General features: G+C 53.9%; 13 protein-coding genes. 6 read left to right on the top strand and 7 right to left on the bottom strand.

The window, feature by feature from the left end:
- Positions 1 to 56 precede the first annotated feature (56 nt).
- The 4 genes from P8N76_10270 to P8N76_10255 form a co-directional block, all read right to left on the bottom strand.
- Complete coding sequence (locus P8N76_10270; GenBank protein MDG2382046.1) at positions 57 to 2,981, bottom strand: c-type cytochrome; 2,925 nt, start codon at positions 2,979 to 2,981, stop codon at positions 57 to 59.
- Positions 2,982 to 3,162: 181 nt separating this feature from the next.
- The gene (locus P8N76_10265) at positions 3,163 to 4,086 is read right to left on the bottom strand and encodes a sigma-70 family RNA polymerase sigma factor (protein MDG2382045.1); all 924 of its coding nucleotides are present in this window, start codon (positions 4,084 to 4,086) and stop codon (positions 3,163 to 3,165) included.
- A gap of 9 nt (positions 4,087 to 4,095) precedes the next feature.
- Positions 4,096 to 4,713 (bottom strand): response regulator, encoded by a 618-nt coding sequence (locus P8N76_10260; GenBank protein MDG2382044.1) that lies wholly within the window; start codon positions 4,711 to 4,713, stop codon positions 4,096 to 4,098.
- A gap of 164 nt (positions 4,714 to 4,877) precedes the next feature.
- Positions 4,878 to 6,215, bottom strand: a complete 1,338-nt coding sequence (locus P8N76_10255; GenBank protein MDG2382043.1) for an ATP-binding protein — start codon at positions 6,213 to 6,215, stop codon at positions 4,878 to 4,880.
- Positions 6,216 to 7,062: 847 nt separating this feature from the next.
- On the opposite strand from P8N76_10255, the gene P8N76_10250 reads away from it, so the two are divergent.
- Both P8N76_10250 and P8N76_10245 read left to right on the top strand, forming a co-directional pair.
- Complete coding sequence (locus P8N76_10250) at positions 7,063 to 9,702, top strand: FG-GAP-like repeat-containing protein (GenBank protein ID MDG2382042.1); 2,640 nt, start codon at positions 7,063 to 7,065, stop codon at positions 9,700 to 9,702.
- A 178-nt stretch (positions 9,703 to 9,880) separates the two neighbouring features.
- Positions 9,881 to 10,951, top strand: coding sequence for a TIGR03032 family protein (locus P8N76_10245; GenBank protein ID MDG2382041.1), 1,071 nt, complete (start codon positions 9,881 to 9,883; stop codon positions 10,949 to 10,951).
- 104 nt (positions 10,952 to 11,055) lie between these two features.
- Here the strand turns inward: P8N76_10245 and P8N76_10240 are convergent, their stop codons facing one another.
- Complete coding sequence (locus tag P8N76_10240; protein ID MDG2382040.1) at positions 11,056 to 11,970, bottom strand: sugar phosphate isomerase/epimerase; 915 nt, start codon at positions 11,968 to 11,970, stop codon at positions 11,056 to 11,058.
- Positions 11,971 to 12,481: 511 nt separating this feature from the next.
- Between P8N76_10240 and P8N76_10235 the strand changes: the two genes are divergently transcribed.
- On the top strand, positions 12,482 to 16,441 hold the full coding sequence (locus P8N76_10235; protein ID MDG2382039.1) for a hypothetical protein: 3,960 nt from the start codon (positions 12,482 to 12,484) through the stop codon (positions 16,439 to 16,441).
- Positions 16,442 to 16,451: 10 nt separating this feature from the next.
- On the opposite strand, the gene tsaD is transcribed toward P8N76_10235, so the two are convergent.
- Together tsaD and P8N76_10225 are read right to left on the bottom strand one after the other, a co-directional pair.
- Positions 16,452 to 17,471 (bottom strand): tRNA (adenosine(37)-N6)-threonylcarbamoyltransferase complex transferase subunit TsaD, encoded by a 1,020-nt coding sequence (tsaD, locus tag P8N76_10230; protein MDG2382038.1) that lies wholly within the window; start codon positions 17,469 to 17,471, stop codon positions 16,452 to 16,454.
- 144 nt (positions 17,472 to 17,615) lie between these two features.
- Positions 17,616 to 19,133, bottom strand: coding sequence for a S41 family peptidase (locus tag P8N76_10225; GenBank protein MDG2382037.1), 1,518 nt, complete (start codon positions 19,131 to 19,133; stop codon positions 17,616 to 17,618).
- Positions 19,134 to 19,312: 179 nt separating this feature from the next.
- Here P8N76_10225 and P8N76_10220 point away from each other — a divergent pair, with 179 nt between their 5' ends.
- The 3 genes from P8N76_10220 (at position 19,313) to P8N76_10210 (ending at position 22,454) form a co-directional block, all read left to right on the top strand.
- Positions 19,313 to 19,663, top strand: coding sequence for an MTH1187 family thiamine-binding protein (locus tag P8N76_10220; GenBank protein MDG2382036.1), 351 nt, complete (start codon positions 19,313 to 19,315; stop codon positions 19,661 to 19,663).
- Between the two features lie 70 nt (positions 19,664 to 19,733).
- Positions 19,734 to 20,957, top strand: coding sequence for an L-2-hydroxyglutarate oxidase (gene lhgO / locus P8N76_10215; protein MDG2382035.1), 1,224 nt, complete (start codon positions 19,734 to 19,736; stop codon positions 20,955 to 20,957).
- A gap of 57 nt (positions 20,958 to 21,014) precedes the next feature.
- The gene (locus P8N76_10210; GenBank protein ID MDG2382034.1) at positions 21,015 to 22,454 is read left to right on the top strand and encodes an FAD-linked oxidase C-terminal domain-containing protein; all 1,440 of its coding nucleotides are present in this window, start codon (positions 21,015 to 21,017) and stop codon (positions 22,452 to 22,454) included.
- The last annotated feature ends 7 nt before the right edge of the window (positions 22,455 to 22,461 follow it).

The following is a 22,461-nucleotide window of genomic DNA, read 5'->3' as shown; positions in this document are numbered from 1 at the left end:
ATCTGGCGTCGCGAGAAAAGGCCCGAAGCGATCGGCAGACTCATCTGCCAGTGAAATTACTTTTGTTGCAAGAACGAAATCAGCGATCGCAAATCAGCGGGAGACAATTGTTTTTCCAAGCCCTCCGGCATGAGCGACGTCTTGAGCATTTGCAGCTGCTCGATTTGCTGACGGGGAATGGTCGTCCGACGGTTTTCGGCTTGAACCAGGGTGATACCATTGATGTCCTCATCCGCCAACAATCCCTGCATAACCTGACCATCAACCGTCTCCACCACACACGTGACATAATTCGGATTGATGGCCATGTTCGGGTCCAAAATGTGAGAAAGCAAATCCTCGACGCTGCGATGCGATTGGGCGGTCAACTCAGGGCCCACACGGGATCCAAGTTCGTGGACTCGATGGCAGTTTGCGCAGTGCTTGACAAACATTTCCTTTCCGTGACGAGAATCTCCGTCGGGCGGGAGTAAATCGAGCCATTGGCTCACAATTTGTTTCCGATTGCTATACTCCTCATCCCCCCAAAACTCAGCAGCCCGCTTAGCAATTTTCGGAGTCGACCATCGCAACAAGGTCCGACGTTGCTCCAAATCGAGATTCAATTCACTCACATCGATTTCAGCCTGCTCGACGGCGGACAACAATGCCGATTGGAAATCTCGCCGAGACAACAAGATGTTGATCGCTTTAGTTCGATTCGCCGGTCGCAATTGTGTCCAGTTTTTGACAATCGTCCGAGCCGTACTCGGCTCACGTCGCGATTCAAGCGATGCCAGGGCAGCGAGTTGAATCTGCGATTGCTGATTCGATTCCAGTAATCGAGCCAAACGATCGGTTACGGTCGTGCCGGGTAAGCGAGCGAGCACCTCGATTGCCGCCAATCGTTGGGGAAGTTCAGCCGAAACTTTATCAGCGAGTAACGTCGCCTGCTCCAATCGGGCCACGAGCACAGCAGGCGCTTTCAGGTCTGCTTGCCGATAGAGATCAAACAGAGGCAAATCAAGATCCCTGGAATCAGGCCGCCAATCATCCAGGAGCGGCTTCCAAACGGAGGACGGCAAGCGAGATTCCGGACGTCGCTGCCAACCGACCAGCAAGCCATGCAGCACTTCCTGCTGGGTTTCCCAGGGCGCCATTTTTGAATTCTTTTTGATCCAAGAAACAAATTCGCGGCGATCTTGCTCGGTCAGCCCCGCAGCGACGACAGCGGCCAGTTCACGAATCACGAGCCTCCGTTCCTCGTTCGGCTGAGCCGATTCAGCATCATCAACAATCAGCGCCAGCAAGGGTAACGATCCGCCCTTCGCCCCCACATAAACGGCTCGACGAGACCATTCATACCGCTGATCCTTCATCAACATCTCAGCCAGCGGCTGCAGCTTTTCGCGGATCACGGCATGGCGACTTGCGATGGCGGCCCAATACCGCACGTGCGGATGATCGTCTTGAAGACGGTCGAGCGATGCTTTGACGGCCTCCGGCCACTGTTCAGGATGACGCGCAACAAGCCGAACCGCATTTTGACGAACGCCGTGCGATGAATCGACGAGCGAGACTAATAGCTCGGCTTCTCGAAGCTGCCCCATCCCCTCCAACAGCCAAAGACTGCGGACAAGTGCTTCTGGTGACTCCGAATTCAAACCGTGCTTTCGGACGGTCGCCGCAGTCGTATCCGTACGTTGCTCCCAAATCAACCGCTGTGCTGTTCGCCTTACCCATGGATGAATAGAAGCCAGACTCTTCACTAAGCCTTCCTCTGCCATGTTCGCCAATTGTTGGGGCGGCAACTTGGACCTCTCACGTGGGATGATTCGGTAAATTCGACCTCGATTTTCACCCTCGCGATAATCCATTTTCGCCAACACTTTTTCAGGAATGTAGTCAGGATGCTCAATCACCGACCGTTGCATGTCCATCAAATACAGAGCACCGTCGGGACCGTGCTCGAGGCCAACGGGGCGAAAATCCGGATCACGACTCGCGATAAACTCTCGATCGGTCTCTTCCGGTGCTCGCCGGGCCCCGAAAATCGGACCCTTCTCGTATAACACATCTCGATGGACCAAGTTGCAAACAACGTCACAAACAAAGATGCTATTGCCAAGCGTCTTGAAAATCGTCCCCGCTGGAATCAAGCCCATCCCGCCAGCCGAAGAAAAGTGCCCTGCTTGCTCCGGATGATTGACGCGCGTCTGAGCTTTCACAATGGGAAAGATACGAGCCGATGGCCCGTGATCAGAAACATTGTGGGTCACCTCCCAACGTGGCAAATCAGGCCGTGATTCGAGTAGTTCAAGGGGCAGCACCTGCTGCTGCAGATAGTCAATGTTGTAGGTCGTAAATCGATTGTCCCAAGCATCGAATAACAGACCAAACCCTCCGCCTGTACCACGAGTTCGAGAAAGGATTTCTGCGTCAAAGTCGGCTGACAAATCAGCCCGTCCAAGCGTCACCGACTTTGTGGGTCGACCGGGCAACGAAACCTGGCCTGCGTTACCGCCGTTGGCAAGGTGCACTCGATTATCAAACCCAAAGCGCAAGCTGTTCGCATTGCTGTCCGTGACGCCGCGAACCAGTCCATCAATCATCACACGACGCAGATCCGATCGATCATCTCCATCGGTGTCTTCGAGATAAATAACCTGGGGTGGTGCAACAACCAACACCCCCTGCTTCCACGCCATCACCGAAGTGGGAAAACTCAAATCTTCCGCAAACAGGACTGACTGGTCAGCCCGTCCATCATCATCGGTATCTCTCAAAAGACGAATCGTCCCACCCGGTCGACGTTGGTCACCAAAGCCGTATGGATAATCTCGCATTTCGACGACGAAACAACTCCCATCCGCGGCAAAATCTAAAGCCACCGGATCAACCACGTCTGGCTCCGACGCGAACAGTTGAATTTCAATATCCGGATGATGCTCCAGATCGGAGACGGCTTGCGCAACGACTGGCAGAACCAGGGTCGGAAGCATAAAAAGAACCATCAGATTCTGCAGGTAAGACATGGTGGTGCAATAGAAAAAAGTGCAGGAGAGTAAACGCTTCTGTCCCCAGTTTAGCGTTTAAAGCCAGCAGCGTCCCCGAAAGTTGATGCTCACCCCCAAAAAAACTGGCTGGCGGCCGCTGATTGAACGAATTGAGGCTCGTTCAGCCCTAGCCGTCGACCATCGCTTCCAAGGCGCTCCGACGCTCGGAAGCCATCGCCATTTCGCGTAGTTTCTTCAACGCTCGTCGCTCGAGCTGTCGCACCCTCTCTCGAGTGACTCCATACTCGTCAGCCAGTGTTTGCAACGAACAGCCTCCAGGTTCGTCATTCAGACCGAAACGTGAGCGGACGACGTGAGCCTCTCGCTGCTCTAGATTCTGCAGCATCAAGTCGAGTGCTGAAACGGCTCTTCCTCGCAGGAGCTGTTCGGCAACGCTTGTTCGCCCGTCGCGAACGCCGTTCAGGTCACTTGGCTCCATGGAAACATGAGACCGTTTTCGATGCCTGACCACAAAACGACTCAATTCCGTGCGAATTGCCCGGGTTGCGTACGAACTGAAGCGAAATCCTCGATTCGGATCAAACAACTCAATCGAACGAATTAACGTCACGCAAGCCTGGCCAACCAAGTCGTCCATCTCAAGACCCGAGTTGTTAAAGGTTCGTGCGATCGACACTGCCAGTTTGAAGAAGACCTCAGCCAGATGTCTTCGCACAGCAGTGGCAAGCTGATGGTGTCCCTCAAGTTGCTCAAGCAGAGCCAGGTCGGGATGTTCGGTGCAAAGAGTACGACGACCTTCATCAAGCCGTTGCTTCTCGGCGTTCAGGGTCAGAAATAGCCAGCGTTCCGCGGATGCATCCAAACGAAGTTTCGGGTCGTGATCGGCGACGAAAGGAAGACGTAGTTCGGGAGCTGTCAAGTCGACGTTTCGGTACTCAACAATCATGTCGGCAATTCGCCGAGCTCGCTGCTGTTGCTCGAGCAATGCTCCGTCAATGATTGGCGGATGCCAAGACAACTTGGTGTCCACCCGAGCACCCACGGGAGTTGTTTGAACGTTTGGTGCAACAATCGACAAGTTGATCGTCATGGCGAAGGCTTAATCCGGTGCTCGTTTACGCAATTTCCTTTGAAGCGACCTTCGATGAATACCTAACCGGCGAGCGGCTTCCGAAATGTTACCGCCGGAGTCGGCAAGGATACGATGGATGTGTTCCCATTCTGCTCGAGCGAGCGACGGCACGTCTTGGTTTTCCGTCGGCGCGTCCTCCGCCTCTGGGGTCGACCGTTCGAAAGCAGCCAAAATGTCGTCAGCGTCCGCGGGCTTCGGCAAAAAATTTACCGCTCCCAACTTTACTGCCTCGACGGCTGTCGAAATACTGCCGAACCCTGACAAGATCAGCACGCGTGTGGAGGAATTCAGCTTGAGAAGATCGCGAACCAATTCCAAGCCGGAACGGCCTGGCATTCTTAGGTCGACGACAGCTAAGTCCGGTGGACTTAAACGCGCCAACTCCATGGCCTGATCGTAATCCTCAGCTGCTTGCACGTCGAAGCCGCGTTCCCGAAAAGCTCGGGCAAGTCGCTCTCGAAATAGTTGACTGTCATCGGCCAATAGCAGTCGCCGTTTTCCAGAAACACCCTGTTTTCCGGCCTCGTCGCGCCCCACCGGTTGATCTATGCCGGAGAAAGCGTCATCTTTCGCCTGATTTATCATCGGTAGTCATATCCTAAGTTTATCACTCTTAAAGAGTCGGAAACATGCGGCAAATTGTCGCATTTTAGCCTGCCTAGCTCCATCTGCCCCCCCCCATTTTTGGGCTAACAGACTATTGGAGCTTCTGTCCCGAAAACAACTACCAGAAACGAGAAAGGTCAAGCTTAACCGGCAGCAGGTAAACCACAGGGAAGCTCCAAAATCGCCGTGACGCCCTGCCCGGGCGACGAGTCAAGGTGGAGTGTTCCGCCGAGTCTTTCGATCACACTCCGAGCCAAAAAGAGCCCCAACCCCATACCTCGCCCCGGCTCCTTCGTAGTGAAGAAAGGCTCTCCAGCCCGATTCAACGTTTCGGCCATCATGCCTGGTCCGTTATCATGGACGACCATGCGAACACCATCGCCTGCGGCAACAATCGAAAACTCAACAGAACTTTCAGGAGCCGTGGCATCCAAACCATTTTGAATCAAACCTCTCAACGCTTGAGCCAAGCTTTCACAGGGAACACTCAGTTTCAGCTTTGACACTTCATCACTCAGCAAAACGCTTACCTTGTCGGCTGAGGTCAGCTCGTTGAGTGTCATGGCAATCAACTCATCCACCGTTAGCCAAGTGACTTCTTCACCAGTAATTTGCCGGGCGCGACCGGTCATCCTCGCCAGAATTGTCTGACAATGGTCGACCTCGCTGCGAATTAACGTCACATCCTCCGCCAACGTCGTGTCGCCGTCGTGCAGATGGCGGGCCATCTCATTCGAGATGACAGCGATCGTCGAGAGCGGCGTCGCAAGTTCGTGCGCTGCCCCACCAGCCAGGGTACCCAGGGCCTGCAGTTTTTCGCTCCGAGAACGTTCTAATTCAACCCGTTGCAACGTGGCCTGCGTCTTCTCGAGCTGGTGGATTACACGTTTTACAAACAGGATGATTACCCATGCGCAGGTGGTCATAGCAACAAGTTGGCCCCACTCACTAAGACTCGCGCGCTGGGCGCTCGCTGCGCCGCTCCGCAACTCGGGTACATCCACGTGAAAAGCCAATAAGGCGGCCAGACTCCCCACCGCCACCGCCATCAGAGACCACCCCCACCTTTCCGGCAGAATCACGGCGCAGAGCGTGAGATTCACGAGATAAAAAACTGAAAATGGATTGGTGGCCCCACCTGCGAAATACAACAGACCTGTGAGCGACAGCAAATCAATGGCCATCATCGCCGCCAACAGAGTGTCTCCGCTCAGTAAGACGGTACGCGATTGCCGAGAGGCCACCATTCGTCGCAACGCGAGAGTCAAGAATACGTTGGTCAGTGCGGTGAACCCGACGATGCTCAACAGGGGAATCATCGGCATCGAGACTCGCAAACCAAACACGGCCACGACGATCGTTGCCAATTGGCCCGCTACGGCTACCCAACGTAGCCGGACTAGCCAGGCGGCTTTCGCCACCCACCGCACAGTGTCACCACCTGGAGTCGAACCCGTGTGTTCTTGATTCAGCCGATTCATCGCCGCCACTCGCGTTTACCAGAAAAAGATTTGACACAGGCAGTATTGGTTAGTTGAGGTTCGCCGACAACCTACGATCCCGTTTTACGAGTCTGAATCGCGGTTTGCGCGTCTGACGTCCTTACAACATTCACCTTCAGCAATCGCGAGCGGAGATGACGGGCCCAATGAAACATGACGGCCTCATGACGTTGGTCGGTTTCATTCATTAAATTACGGCGCAACGGTGAGTCAATCGTCACATTTGCAACATCAATGATGAAACCGCGAGCTGGACGAATCGACTACATCGGAAAACGCGAGTGACGAATCGGCTCACGCCGTGCGTCCGTGTCGTTCAGAAAGTCAACCCGCACGAGTTCGCAATCCTGCCTGGCGAGATGAAATCAGGGGGGCGGAAATCAGGAGGGCCACCCGCTTTTCTCGGACGCCAACTCAAATTCCAATGCAACTCTTGACCAATCAGAGCAGCTCAGATGGCACGCTACCGAAACCGTCAGATTTTGGCGTGCCGATTTCGTGTCGCAGATTTCCGAAGCGGATAAGCCGGCTAAACGGCACGCCCCTTTTCTCAAACTTTTCTACTTGGGAGAGCGTCTTCATCCGGTGATCCGTTAAGCTTGCGGCGGAAAGTGAGCAAGCCTTCTCGAGCGGAAAATTCTGGCGAATTTCGTGGTCGTCAAAGATCCGGCTAAGAAAGTTTGCCGAAACTGTACCCGCTGAGTATGATCGACGGCGGGCTTTTCCAATGTTCGCTACCGACGATAAGGGTCGGTACATCCGATCGTTAGAGGAATTACGCGTGCGGGAATCGAGACCACATTGGCGATCGGCGCGCAAGCAGTCCATGTTTCGTCGTATCTCATTGGAGCTGCTAGAAACACGCCATTTGCTGGCCGCAGTCTCCTTCGGCAATCAGGAGCTAATTGACGGTTTGGCGGCCGATGGTCCCGTGTCGGTCGTCCCATCTGATGTTGACCTAGACGGTGATATCGACTTGATCGTCGGCTCCTTTCGAGACGGCAAAGTGGCCTGGCACGAAAACCGTGGTGCGGATCGCTTTGTGCAACATTCGATCGATTCAATTCCTGGCTCTGACGACTCTTTGATTCGTGAGTTAATTGCAGCCGACTTTGATGGTGATGGTGACGACGACGTAGCGGTTGCGGCTTACGGTAGCGATCGCATCGTTTGGTACCGAAATCTGGGGAATGGCAACTTCGACAATCTGGTGACTGTCACCACAGAAACCGATGGGGTGCGAACACTGGCGGCGGCGGATTTTGACGCTGACGGCGATCTGGACCTTGTCTCCGGATCTTGGCTCGACAACAAGGTTGCCTGGTACGCGAACGACGGGCAGGGAAACTTTGACTCGCAACAGATCATATCAGCATCAATCGCCGGTCCCAGACACCTACGCGTTGGTGACATTGACTTAGACGGGCGACCGGATGTAGCGGTCGCCTTCCGATTTGATGACACGGTCGCTTGGTTCTCCAACGAAGGAAATGGCCGCTTTAGCGAACCGCAAACGATCTCGACGAACACGAATGGTCCGGAAGCTATTTCCTTGGCAGATGCTGATGGGGATGGCGACCTCGATGTATTTACGGCCTTCACGTTTGAAGGCATGGTCGCTTGGTTCGAAAACCTTGATGAACGCGGCACGTTCGGCTCACGAAGGGAGCTTTCCACATCGGCCGAAGGAGCAAGATTCATTACCGTCGCAGATCTGGATGGCGACGGGGATAACGATGTCGTCGCGGCGTCAAGTTATTACCCAAGCAACAACACGAGCTGGTATGAGAATACGGACGGGCAAGGTCTGTTCGCGACCGGAAAGATCATTTCTGACAAGCTAATCGGTCCTGAATCGATTGCGATCGCCGACCTCGATGGAAATGGTACTCCGGACGTGATTGTGGCATCCAGTGACGATAACCGGGTCTCCTCGTTTTCCAACAATGGAGACGGAGCCTTTGGAATTCCGCAGCCCGTCTTGACGCATCCGGTCGGACTTGGCTCGATCGCAACCGCTGACTTTGACGGGGATGGAGATCTCGACGTATTAGCCGGAAGCAACTCAGACAACAAAGTTGCTTGGTACGAGAATCTCGACGGAACGGGACATTTCACAGCGGCTCGGATCATCACGACTCAGGCTAGTCGAGTGGAAACAGTTCGAGCTGCAGACCTGGACGGTGACGGTGATCTGGATGCTATTTCGGCATCTTTTGGCGACGACAAGATAGCGTGGTACGAAAACCTCGACGGCTTGGGCAACTTCGGTCCCCAACAGATCATCTCACGCCGCAGCAATGGGGCGATTGATCTTCATACTGCAGATCTGGATGGTGATGGTGATATTGATGTTCTGTCCGCTTCTGCGATCGACGGGATTATCGCCTGGTATCGCAATGAAGATGGCCAAGGCAACTTTGGCAGCCTCCAAATATTGACGCGAAGGGCGATTTCGGCGGAATGGGTCAGTTCTGCGGATTTGGATGGCGACGGTGACATCGACGTCCTCAGCGCGGCATACGGAGACGGGAAAATTGCTTGGTATGAAAACGAGGATGGGAACGGCTCCTTCAGCTCAACACAAACGATTGCAATCCGCGAAGGCTCCGTGACCGTCGAAGCAACCGATCTCGACAACGATGGTGACCTTGATTTAGTGACCACCCAATTCGGAACCAATGCAACTGGTGGAATTCTGTCTTGGATTGAGCAGACCGAAAACAAAGTCTTCAGCGAGCCTCAAGATATTGCCGTTGGATTCAACGAACCCGAAGCGTTAGCCATCGCCGACGTCGATGGAAACGGTATCGACGATATCGTGATCGCCGATAGTTCGCAGGTTGTTTGGTTTGAGCGCAAGGGTGAAGGCTTCTCAGATCATCTTGTCACCCAAGGGAATGTGGCGGGAGTATTCGAAGTCACGGTGGCTGATATGGATGGTGATGCGGATATGGACATTCTGTCCGCGTCCGCCTACGACAGCAAGCTGTCCCTCTACCGGAACCTGAGCACATCAGGCGACTTCGACGGTGATGGCAGCGTCGACGCCGCCGACATCGCGCTACTTTGTGCGGCAATCCAAGCCCAAGATCCCGACCCCCTCTTTGATCTTAATGCCGATGGGCTGATCACTCCGGCCGATTTGGAATCGATGATTCGCGATATTCTGCAGACCTCCGCCGGCGATGCCAATCTCGACGGATTATTTACGACAGCCGATCTGGTTCTCGTATTCCAAGCGGGCCAATACGAAGACAATATCCCCGGCAACTCACGCTGGTCACAGGGTGACTGGAATTGTGATGGGGAATTCGATTCGGGCGACCTCGTAGCTGCTTTTCAAGGTGGCCAATTCGAATTGGCCGCCACACCATCTGCTACCATCTCTTCCGACTTGGCCGCAGCCATCCTGTTACAAGACAGTGATGCTCAAGCGAAGCAGAAGCGACCTGCTTCATCGTGATCATCGATGGTGTTCTGATTCACGGTAAGATTTCTCATCCGGAGTATCTCCACGCCAATCCTCGCCAGTACCCCATTTTGCAAAAGTCTGACACGCAACCGTTGTTGCGGTGTAATGCAGACAAGAGCATGATAGGGGTTTACGCCCTCCAGACGTGAAGGACCAGTGAGCCCTTGGCATGAACCAACCCAAATTCGAAATCTTTGCCTCACCAGGTTTTGCCGCGTGGCTACGTTCATCCAATATCAGCTTGGCCTTGAGCACCTACCAGATCGGCAAGCTATTTTTGCTAGGGACCAAAACGGATGGACGGCTGTCCGTATTCGAGCGAACGTTCAATCGCTGTATGGGGCTTTGGTCGGACTCACAAACCATCTGGTTAGCCGCCGCCTATCAGCTCTGGCGTCTCGACAATGTGCTCGCATCAGGAGCCGTATCTGAAGACGGCTATGATCGACTTTTCGTGCCGACTCTGGCTCAAACGACTGGAGACATCGACGCCCATGACATGGCCGTGGATAAGAATCGCCAGCCGGTCTTTGTGAGCACGCTATTCAGTTGCCTCGCTCGCGCTAGTGAGGAGTTGAGTTTTGAGCCAATTTGGCAACCGCCCTTTGTGAGCCAACTTGCTGCAGAAGATCGCTGTCACCTCAACGGCCTCGCGTGTGATGAAACAGAGCCGCGATTTGTCACCGCCTGCAGTCAAACAAACACAAGAAATGGCTGGCGTAAAACGCGAGACCATGGGGGGGTCGTTATCGACGTCAAACGCAATGAAACAATCACGCAAGGGCTGTCGATGCCTCACTCCCCACGAATTCGCGGTGATGAACTCTGGCTGCTGGATTCCGGCCACGGTTATCTGGGCCGGGTTGATCCTCGCGACGGAAGTTTCGAACGGATCGAATTTTGCCCCGGCTATGCGAGGGGACTGGCCTTTCATGAGAATTACGCTCTCGTCGGCCTTTCCCGCCCCCGGCAAAAAACGTTTGCCGGGTTACCCCTCGACGATGAGTTGAGCAAACGTCAGACCCAACCTCTCTGTGGATTGCAAGTGGTTGACCTCCACACGGGCCGCACGGTGGAATGGCTGAAATTCGAGGGCATCGTGGAAGAACTTTACGATGTTCTCGTTCTCCCCGGCGTTCAACGTCCCAAAGCACTTGGCCTCAAGACCGATGAGATCCAACGCAATGTTTGGTTTAAAGACGATGGTCGTGTCGTGCGTTGGACCGCAGGCGAAGCGTAGCCCGCTCAAAACCAAGCGACCCGCAGCTCGAAGCGCAAAAATCTCACACGCAGCTCGAAACGCAATCCGCCCCGTGCCGTAGCGCTTCGAGCAACTCGCAATCCCTAGGACAGCTCCGTTCGAACTCGCTCTAACAATTTTTGCGTCGCACGAATTCCATCTTTTTCACTGAGCTTGCCGCCTTCGTACTCGATACCCACATAACCGTGATAACCCGCATCCAGTACGATTTTCATCATCCGCAAATAGTCAGTTTTCGTCTCGTTACCATCCGCATTGAAGTCGTGACTTTTCGCACTTACCGCTTTTGCGAACGGCATAAGTTGCAGCACACCCAGGTAACGGTTGTACGTTTTTCCGCCACCGATGTTGAAGTTGCCAAAGTCCGGCAAGGTTCCACAACGAGGCAGGTCAACGGTTTCCATGACCTCCGCCAACCAATTTCCGTCGGACGAGAGACCGCCATGGTTTTCGACAATCACGTTGATGTCGTGAGGAGCAGAAAATTCCGTCAATGCCCGCAGTCCATCCGCCGCTCGATAAACTTGATCCTGGTAACTCCCACTACTGGCCGCATTCACGCGGATCGAGTGACAGCCAAGAAACTTGGCCGCCTCAACCCATTTGTAGTGATTCTCTACCGCTTTGAGCCGTTTCGCCAAGTTGGCATCACCCAGATTGCCTTCGCCATCACACATGATCAACAAACTTTTCACACCAATATCGTCAGCTCGCTTCTTGAGCTCTGCCAGATAAGTCTCATCCTGAGCTTTGTCCTTAAAGAATTGATTGACATATTCGACAGCGGTGATGCCAAAGTTCTCTTTGCAGAAGGCCGGAAAATCTAGGTTGCTCAATTTCCCAGCAAACAATGATTTGTGGATCGACCATTCGGCGACCGAAATCTCGAACAATCGCTTACTCTCGTCAGCGCGAACCGCAGCCGGCAAGATAGCAGCGCCCGCTCCGGCAGCGAGAAATTTGGTGAACGTTCGGCGTGAACAAAACTGCGATTCCATCAATGAACTCCTCTTCGTTTTAAGTTCTTATCAGCCGTTACCGTTTGGCTTTTCAATTCGGGACTTGAGACGGTCATTAAAACAACGATGCTCGGCAGCCGCCAGCCGCAAACGGTTCATCAGAAAGCGATTGGAGCCAGTTTTATCCAAATGTAGCCCGCCCGATCGGCGACCTCAGCACGAATTGGCCAACTCCTGTTCAAACAAGTGAACACAGGCCCCCATTCTTCACATCCAACCTAATCGCTACAGAACTCCTACGCTTTGACACTTCCCTAGATTTGATTAGGCTATGGAGTCCCGGAGCGGGTTCAAACGAGCGGCAGATCGATCATTACATCGGTTTTCGTAGTGGCATCAGCAGCTTTTAGGAAATAAGATAGAGTTAGGGTTGTATCAACTCAGTTAGCGTCGGTTTCGTTAGGCAAAACTGACGTGGGCTCCTCGCAATGAAATTTCGGGAACAGAGAAAGCCCACCATTCTTCACATCTAATCGAGGGAGTTCGCGTCATGTCCAAGCAGTTGCGGGTTGCGTTTGGGGTCACGATTTTCGTCGCGTCCGCTGTTACTGCCGTGATGGCCGGTTCGCCCGCCACAATGATGACTTTCAACGACGTCGACGGTAGTCGTTATTTCGCGCTAAGCGTACAGCCCACCGATCCTGTGCCATCGGCCGAATCGCGTGACGTGCTGATTCTGGTCGACACATCAGCCAGCCAGGTTGGCTTATATCGGGAAGACTCGATCGAAGCCGTCGAGAGTGTCCTACGTTCGCTCGCCCCCAACGACCGAGTACAGATTGCCGCTTTAGATCTGAAAACAGTGCCCTTATCAAAAGGCTTTCACTCAACTGACAGTGATGAGACCCAATCGGCTGTGCAGAAATTGCGCAAGCGGACCCCGCTTGGTTCCACCGACATGGTCAAAGGAATCGGCAGTTCCCCTAAATTGTTTCAACGAGACGCTTCCGTTCCTCGCCATTTGGTTTACATCGGCGACGGAGTGAGCCATGCAGACTTACCCAATCGCAAGCAGTTTTCACAACTTGCAAAGCAAGTTGCGAACCATCAAATCAGTGTCAGCAGCTATGCAATTGGACCGCAACGGGACATCCACCTCCTCGCCGCCTTGGCAAATCAAAGTGGTGGTCAAGTCTTGGTCGACGGTCCAAACTTGACGGGCCAACAGGCAGGGCAAAAACTGGCAAAAGCGATCGCTTCACCAGTCATTTGGCCCAGCCAAGGAGAGCTTGGTGCTGCTGTCAACGAAAACTTCCCCAGCCAATTCCCACCATTGCGACTCGATCGTGACTCGATCGTCATCGGAACGCTCAAGGGAGAAGCGAATCCGACAGAAGTGGCCATAACAGGCCAAGTCAACGGGCAACCGGTACAGATGAGCTGGGACGTAACCACGAAACGTTCGTCGGACGACTTTGCCTTTTTGACAGGCTTGGTTGATTCGGCCCGAGCCGATGGTGGGGCAAGCCTACCGACAGTCGGCAGCGACGCTTTGCGTGAAATTCGCCGCATGTCCGTGGCGGACTCCGGACAGCTTTCCGAACTTGGTACCCAGGCGTTGGCAGCCGGAAACGTTGCCGGTGCAAACTTTCTGGCCCAAGAAGCACTGAAGCGAGACCCATCCAATCCGATCGCCGCGACTTTGAAGCGGGCGGCGGACAAACAAGGTCAAACGCTGATGGTTCAAGAAGAAGAACTTCGTCTGGTTCCGGAAGATGTGGTTGAAGCCGTAGTCGATGAAGAGCTTCTGCGTGAATTCCAACCTGTGGAAAAACCGAGTGGTTTGCTAGATGAGGCAATTGAAGATCGTCGGCTGAAAACTCAGATCGTTAAAAGCGATGTCACCCAAGGATTAGCCGATGCCCGTCGCATTGTTCGCAGCGATCCGAATGCGGCCATCATCAGTCTCAAAACGCTTCGTGAGTCAATTTATCAGGCCCCTGATCTCGATGCGGACATTCGAGCCCAATTGCTCGATCGCATCGAAACTTCGTTGCGTCAAGCAAACCAACAGAAAATCGAAAAAGATGAACGAGACAAAACTATCCGAGCGAACCGAGCTCAGGCAATGGAGCGACAACGTCTGCTTGACTTGGCAAAGCGAGACGATGCTCTCGTCGTAACCTACATCGATCACTTCAACGCACGACTTGATGAACGGCGGTATGATCTGGCTGTCGAAGCGTCGCTCAATGCTTACGACACGAATCCAAATCTTGTCGCCACGAATGCGACAGTCGTCAAGGCTCATTTGGCCACCGCCTATGATCAGCAAATGCAGCTGGTGGCGTTGAAACGCCAGAAATTCCTCGACGCGATGTATGACATCGACAGCTCACAAGTCCCGTTTCCCGATAACGAACCGATCGTTTACCCGGACCCCGAGTTTTGGCAGGATTTGACCAATCGGCGTCAAAAGTATGCACAAATCGATTTTGCCAAGACGGGCAGTGCCGAACAAAGGATTCTGGATGCACTGGAATCCGACACGAAGATCGACTTCCTGGATGAACCACTCTCCGATGCGATGACCTATCTGGAGCAGTATCACGGTATTCAAATTGAGATCGACAATCGAGCTTTGGAAGAGGCCGCTCTCACCACTGACATTCCGATATCCAAACAGCTGAGCGGAATCAAACTCAAATCGGCTCTTAACTTAATTTTGAAAGACCTCGGCCTGACTTATGTCATTGAGGACGAAGTGTTGCAAATCACCACCCCCGACGAAGCCGAACTTCGCTTGGTCACCAAAGTCTATCCCGTGGCTGATCTTGTCCTGCCTATCCAATCGATGATGGGCGGCGGCATGGGCATGATGGGCGGCATGGGTGGCGGCATGATGGGCGGCATGGGTGGCGGCATGGGTGGCGGCATGATGGGTGGCGGCATGGGTGGCGGCATGATGGGTGGCATGGGTGGCGGCATGGGTGGCGGCATGGGCGGCATGGGTGGCGGCTTCTTCGACGTCGAGGACACGCTGACGCTCGGCACGACCAAGACCACTGACAGCAAGTTCATCCCTCGCCTCAACAAGCCCAACACGGTCCGAGTCCAAGCGATTGAACTGGAAGTTCGCGACGGCCAGAGTCAGTCCGATGCTTGGGACGAATTCTTCCAGCAGGACGAGCAACAGATTAACGATGCAGCGATCCGGAGGACCTTACGAGACCGAATGACATCACGACAATTCGAAGAAGTTACAACGATCATTGAAGCGGCGCTCCGGGCCGGTTATGTCCGTCCCTGGATGTACGAAGCATTGGGGCTGGCCATGAAAGCTCAAGGCGCCCCCGAAGCGGACGTTGAGCGAGCGTTGACCTCGAGCATCGACCTGACGACTGATCCCAATGATGCACTTATATCGGCTGCCTACATGGCTCAACTGGGAGTTCATGCTCGAGCACTAAAGCTTTACCAGGAAGTGGCTGAATTGGCGCCACTTCGACCGGAGCCCTACGTACAAGGGTTGCAACTGGCACAAAAACTAAATGACGCAGATGGAATCCGCTGGGCAGTAACCCACATCCTGCGACACGCTTGGCCCAAGGAACATCGCCACATCCAAGAAAAAGCGGTCACCCTCGCTCAAGCAACTCTCAAGGATCTAATGAAGTCAGATCCTGACAAGGCGAAAGAGTTCCGAGCGGCGATTAGTGGTGCCATCGTTCGCGACTGCATGGTTCGAGTGACTTGGACCGGTGACGCCGATATCGATATTCTCGTCGAAGAACCGTCTGGCTCAGTCTGCTCACTCTACAATCAACGCACCCCTGCGGGTGGCGTCCTGTTGGGTGATGGATTTGCCAATACAGAGAAGAAAGACGTGATGTCAGAAACCTATGTTTGCCCCGAAGGCTTTTCCGGCCAATACCGCATGTTGGTAAGACGCATCTGGGGCGACGTGACTGCGGGAAAAATCACGGTCGACATCTACGTGAATCGACACACTTCGAATGAGAAACACATCCACCAGCAGATTCCGCTGTCCGACAAAGATGCAATCGTCGTCTTCGAAGTCAATGACGGAAGACGCAAAGAATCGCTCACAGAACAACAAATTGCAAGCGTCGTAAAGAATCAAGCAGTCGTCAATCGAGGAATTTTGGCCCAACAGCTAAGTTCTGTTTCTGGCTCCGAAGCGGTTGCCAATCTTGCAATCGCTCGTGCTCGCCGTGACGGTAATCTGGCTGGACTCATCCGCAACCCGGCGGTGGGCTTCCAACCACAGCTGACCGTTTTGCCGGAAGGTGCCAATATGATGGGGGCCACTGCTGTGATCTCGGCTGATCGCCGCTATGTACGCTTCTCGCCCGGTATGTTGATGTTTTCGACCGTGGGTGATGTTCAAACGTTCAACTACGTCACTGGTCAAACAACCGATCAAGGTGGTGGCGGTACTGGCGCAGGCGGAGTCGGTGGTATTGGTGGCTTCGGCGCTGGATTCTAGTCACCCGCGTTCAACGAACCAAACCGGGCAAGATATCCAAGTCCAAGCTCTCCAACTGGCCGGCACGTAGGCGTTCGACAGCGATCGCGCCCATGACTGCGTTGTCGGTACACAATTCAATCGGAGCGATGTGCAGCTCCACACCCGCGCTCTTGATCTCTTGTTCAAGCCGCTCTCGCAAACGCCGATTGGCAGCAACACCTCCTCCAACGCACAGCACATTGGAGCCAGTCTTTGCCAAAGCCTGTAAAGATTTTCCGACTAAGCAGTCAACGACCGCCTCTTGAAAGCTGGCCGCCAAATCGGCGACCTGCTGTTCGCTCAGATTCACCTGAGTGAAATCGGGGCGGCCTGGACCGACAATGCTGTAACGCACCGCCGTCTTCAAACCACTGAAACTGAACTCGAGCCGATCGGCATCTGCGAGAAAAGAACGGGGAAAACGGTGCGACTCAGGATCTCCTTGCGCCGCAACTCGCCCAATCGCCGGCCCACCGGGATAAGGAAGCCCCAGCATGCTCGCGACCTTGTCGAACGCCTCACCTGCTGCGTCATCAATCGTGCCGCCCAAAACTTGAAAATCGGACGGGCTCTGACAATCAAATAAGGTGGTATGGCCGCCGCTAACGACGAGCCCCACACAGGGAAACAGATCCTTTTTTGCGGCCAATCGACAGGCATAGATGTGAGCGTGAATGTGGTTGACGGCAATCAACGGAATCTGAAGAGCCACGCACAATGTCTTGGCGGCTACCACACCAACCAACAACGAACCGGCCAGTCCGGGCGTGGTCGTCACTCCGATCGCGTCAATTTGAGATAGCGTCAGCCCCGCTCTTTCAAGAGCCAAGTCGATAACGGGCAATACGCGTTCCACATGAGCTCGTGCCGCAATCTCTGGAACTACCCCATGAAAACGCTGATGTAGCTCATCCTGAGAGGCGACGGCGGCCCCTAGAACAGTCAGACTGTCAGTCACGACGGCAGCTGCCGACTCATCACACGAACTTTCGAGTATCAGCAGATTCATAAGAACGACCCAAACTCACTCTTGCTTTCATCACCGCATTTCACGAACGGACCGCGATAGCTCGAACACCGGCGAGTGAAACCTCACTGATTTAAACCGTTCGACGAAGAGCACACGCCCTCGAATCGCGTCAGATCTGTCCGATTATCGCGAGACCATCTCGCTTTGCAAGAGTTCGAGTGCCTTCTCCAATTGACGATCGGTAAAGTCCTGCTCGGACTCGTCCGCTTCTTTCGCCGCCTCTTCGGCTGCTTGCTGGCGTGCGACGATGTCTGTCTCTTGCTGATAAGCCAACAACTCGTTCATCTCTTTGGTGCTAAAGCGAACTCGATTACTGTCCTCGGGAAGCACTCCCCAATCATCCTCGTCGTTGGCACCATCGAAGCGGTGGATATTCTTACCGCTGGGCCGCAGATAGCCGGCTGTCGTGAGCTTGAGGGCACTTCGACCACCTTCGAGCTCGATGATATTTTGCACGCTGCCTTTACCCCACGTCCTTTCCCCAATAATGGTGGCTCGGTCGTGATCTTGCAGGCACGCAGCCACGATCTCACTAGCACTTGCACTGTACCGATTTACCAGGACCGCCATGTCAAACTCGCTGAACGTTCCACTTTTTTTCGCGGTCCACTTGCGACTTGGCGTGTTTCGCCCTTCCGTGCTGACGATGGTCCCATCGTCCAGAAACAAGTCGGAAACCTCGACAGCCGAAGTCAGTAACCCGCCCGGATTAAACCGCAAATCTAAGATCAGGCCTTTCAAACCTCGATTAGACAGCTGCTGAATGACACGACGAAGGTCTCGGTGGGTACGTCGACTAAACGACGTCAGCCGAACATAGGCAATTTTCGCGTCGTCGTCACACATGAAATCCCAACTGTCATCTTCGTTGCGATGATCTCCTAACACCGTCTCGAGCTGAACCATCTCCCGACGGAGTGTAAAGCTCTCAACCTCGCTGTTGTGAGCATGGCGAACCGAGATTTCGATTGCTGAATTGATCACACCCTTCATCTTCTTGATCGCCTCTTCGAGGCTCATCCCGGCTGTATCTTCGTTGCCGATCTTGACGATGTGGTCGCCGGCCAGTACCCCAGCCTCGTAGGCTGGAGTCCCGATAAGTGGCGTAATAATTGTCAATTTATCGTCCTGCATGCGAACACGAATGCCGATTCCTCCAAACTGATTCTCCACACCTGTCTTGAAGTTATCGAGGTCGTCTGGCGGGATGTAATTCGAGTATTTATCGAGCTTACCAAGCACGCCTCGAATGGCGGCTTCCATTAATTCCCGGCGGCTAATCTCTTCCACATAGTTCCGCTCGACCTGATCCAGGGTGTCCGAAAACAGCTTGATCAGCTCGTAAAACTCTTCGTCAGCGACCTCCAAGGCAGCCTCTGCCGAACGCTCTTCCCCAGCGTCTGACTGAACGTCTTGGCTGGCTGGGGATCCATCTTTCCCAGGAGTTTCAGCGGGAGTCTCGGCGGGAGTCTCAGCGGGAGTCTCAGCGGGAGTTTCAGCGGGAGTTTCAGCGGGAGTCTCAGATTCTGTTTTTCCCGTCACGGCCGGCTCGTCGGCGGCGTAAGTCGCAGGTAGGCTAACGTAAAAGACGGTGAACACAAACAGCCACGGAGCCGTCAGTCTTAAGACACGCGAGATCATTGAGATGCCTCCTTCGGTGGAATCCAATGAGGTTTAGTTGGAGTGGCAGCGAATCCTTGCCGGCCGACGGAAGCGCTCGCCGACACTGTCAAGTATAGGCTTGGCCCAAAACTTCAACAAGTTTGACATGGGCCAGACAACCCCAGTTTTCAATAAAGCCACGACTCTGGAGCTGATAAATGCACGAAAAAAACGGTCCAAGGGACACGCTCTTGATGGAATTCAGTATGACGCCACTCGGTCAAGGAGAAAGTGTCAGTCGGTATGTTGCCCAAACTCTTGATATCATCGATAAGAGCGGTGTCGACTACCAACTGCACGCAATGGGTACGCTGGTGGAAGGCGACATTGATCAAATCCTAAACGTATTTAAACAATGCCTGACCGCGATGAGCCAAGACTGCAACCGAATCAGCTGCTCCGCAAAGCTCGACTTTCGCAAGGGCGCCGGCGATCGCCTGAGTAGCAAAGTCAAAAGCGTCGAAGACAAACTAGGCCGTCAACTTCGGACGTCAGGTCCGGCGTTCTGACAGCAATCGACCTTAACAACCTGGCGGTTAGACGAACCCACGCTGCCCATTCCCCAGAAGAGAATCAGGAATGCAATCAAGCGATGTAATAGTGATTGGCGGAGGCATCGTCGGTTTGGCGACAGCCTATCAACTGCAACGGCGTTACCCAGATCGATCCATCACGGTTTTGGAAAAAGAATCGAGCTTGGCCCATCATCAAACCGGGCACAACTCGGGCGTGTTGCATTCCGGAATTTATTACCGCCCGGGATCATTAAAGGCAACCAACTGCCGCCAGGGAAAACTGGCCATGCAGCGATTCTGCGAAGAGCATGAAATCCCCTTTGAGGTCTGCGGCAAGGTAATCGTGGCAATCGATGAAAGCGAACTTCCCGCATTGGACAAAATTCTTGAACGGGGAAAAGAGAATCATGTGCAATGTGAGAGGATCGATCGGGAACGCCTCCTAGAACTGGAACCACATGTGGCTGGTATCCAAGCCATTCATGTCCCAGAAACGGGTATCGTTGATTACGTGAAAGTCTGCCAACGTCTTGCAGAAGTATTGGCAGCCAACGGCCATCAAATCATCACCTCCGCCCGCGTTATTGCCGTTGACCAGCGAGCTGATCAGATCGTCGTCAGTTCCACGGCAGGAGAGTTCTCGAGTCAATTGCTGGTCAACTGCAGCGGGCTTCAGTCCGACCGGATCGCCAAACTAACCGGCGCAGATCCCAAGGCAAAGATCATTCCATTTCGCGGCGAATACTATCAGCTGAAGCCATCCGCCTTTCATTTATGCCGCAATCTAATCTACCCGGTCCCCGATCCTAATTTCCCCTTCCTGGGTGTCCACTTCACCCGCATGATCGACAAAACGGTGGAATGCGGCCCCAATGCGGTCCTGGCCTTTGCCCGTGAGGGCTATCGCAAGACGGATGTCAATCTCAACGACTTATTCGAATCTCTCACCTACCCTGGCTTCCTAAAGCTGGCCGCACAATATTGGCGCGTGGGCGTCGGCGAGATCTGGAGATCCGCCAGTAAAGCCGCTTTCGTGCGTGCCCTCCGGCGTTTGGTACCAGAAATCGACGGCAGCCTCTTAGAATCGGCGCCGGCAGGTGTGAGAGCACAGGCAGTCGCAGAGGATGGTGCGATGATTGATGACTTTTTGATTCTGGATTCCGATCGAGTGATCAACGTTTGCAACGCACCCTCGCCTGCCGCCACCTCGTCGCTGCAAATTGGTGATACGATTGTGGATCGGTTAGCAAACCGACTCGGCGATCAGCCGAGAATTGACAGTGCATGACAGTTTTGCCTTGGGAGGCGTAGCCATCCAAGCCCCAATTTTTTTATAATTCCCTCCATGCAAAATTCAAAGCTGTACCAATTAATCGATCAATTCCGCAAGCTTTTGGGATCCGACCGAGTGCTTTCCGGTCGATCTGACTTGCTGGTGTACGAGTGTGACGGCTTCGTCATCGAGAAAAACAGTCCGGACATTGCCGTCTTTCCGCAAGATACGGCGGAAGTCGCCGAAATTGTCAAACAATGCCAGCAGGCGGATGTTCTATTCGTACCGCGAGGTGCAGGTACAAGCTTGGCAGGTGGATGCTTACCCGTCGGTGGAGGCGTGATGATCGTGCTCACTCGCATGAATTCGATCTTGGAGATCAATTTGCGCGACGGGTACGCGGTGGTTCAACCAGGCGTTGTCAATGTACGTTTGACAGAAGCGCTGAAAGGCTCGGGATATCATTACGCGCCCGACCCATCCAGTCAGGGGGCCTGCACGATTGGAGGCAATGTTGCCACAAATTCAGGGGGTCCCCATACACTCAAGTATGGCGTCACGGTCAATCACGTTTTGGGAATCGAAGCGGTCATGGCCGATGGTCGTATCGTGCGGTTTGGTGGTCCGGCAGAAGATGGTCCAGGGCTTGATCTCGTCGGAACATTGGTTGGCAGCGAAGGAACGCTCGCGATCGTCACCGAAGCGTGCGTTCGTATCACCAAGAATCCCCAAGGCTATCGGACAATGTTAGCCGTATTTGATTCGGTCGAAGACACGACGAATGCGATCACGGAAATTATCTCGGCAGGAATTGTCCCAGCAGCACTCGAAATGATGGACAAAGGGATCATCGGGGCGTTGGAGGAAGCGTTCCACTTTGGTTTTCCTCTCGACGCAGAGGCCGTCCTCCTGATCGAAGTCGACGGACTGGAAGCCGGCTTGAACGAGCAACGCGATCGAATTACCGAGCTGTGCACACAACGCGGGGCGCGCGAAGTACGACTCGCAAAAGACGAGAATGAACGCCAAAAATTATGGAAGTGCCGCAAACAAGCGTTCGGAGCAATTGGTCGACTCAGCCCTAGCTACTGTACTCAAGACGGTGTCGTACCACGAACCAAACTTCCTCACATCCTGCGACGAATTCGGGAAATTGGAGAGAAACACCAAATCGAGATCGTCAATGTTTTTCACGCGGGTGACGGCAATCTCCACCCAATCCTACTGTTCGATGAGCGAGACTCGTCACAGGTCGATCGTGTCCTCCAAGCGAGTGGAGAAATCTTGGATGAATGCCTCGATTGCGGTGGTAGCGTGACGGGTGAACATGGCATCGGCGTGGAAAAAGTAAGTTTCATGAACAAGATGTTCGACGCGGGCGATCTAGCAGCGATGGAACGACTACGAACCGCTTTCAACCCTGACAATCATCTAAGCCCTTACAAGATGCTACCCACGGCAGGGGCATGTGGCGTCGAACAAACCCACCCCGGTCGACGTGCTGCACTCTAACGAGAAT

This window comes from Pirellulaceae bacterium (assembly GCA_029243025.1).
Taxonomy (GTDB): domain Bacteria; phylum Planctomycetota; class Planctomycetia; order Pirellulales; family Pirellulaceae.
This window is presented reverse-complemented; position numbering and strand designations above follow the sequence as displayed.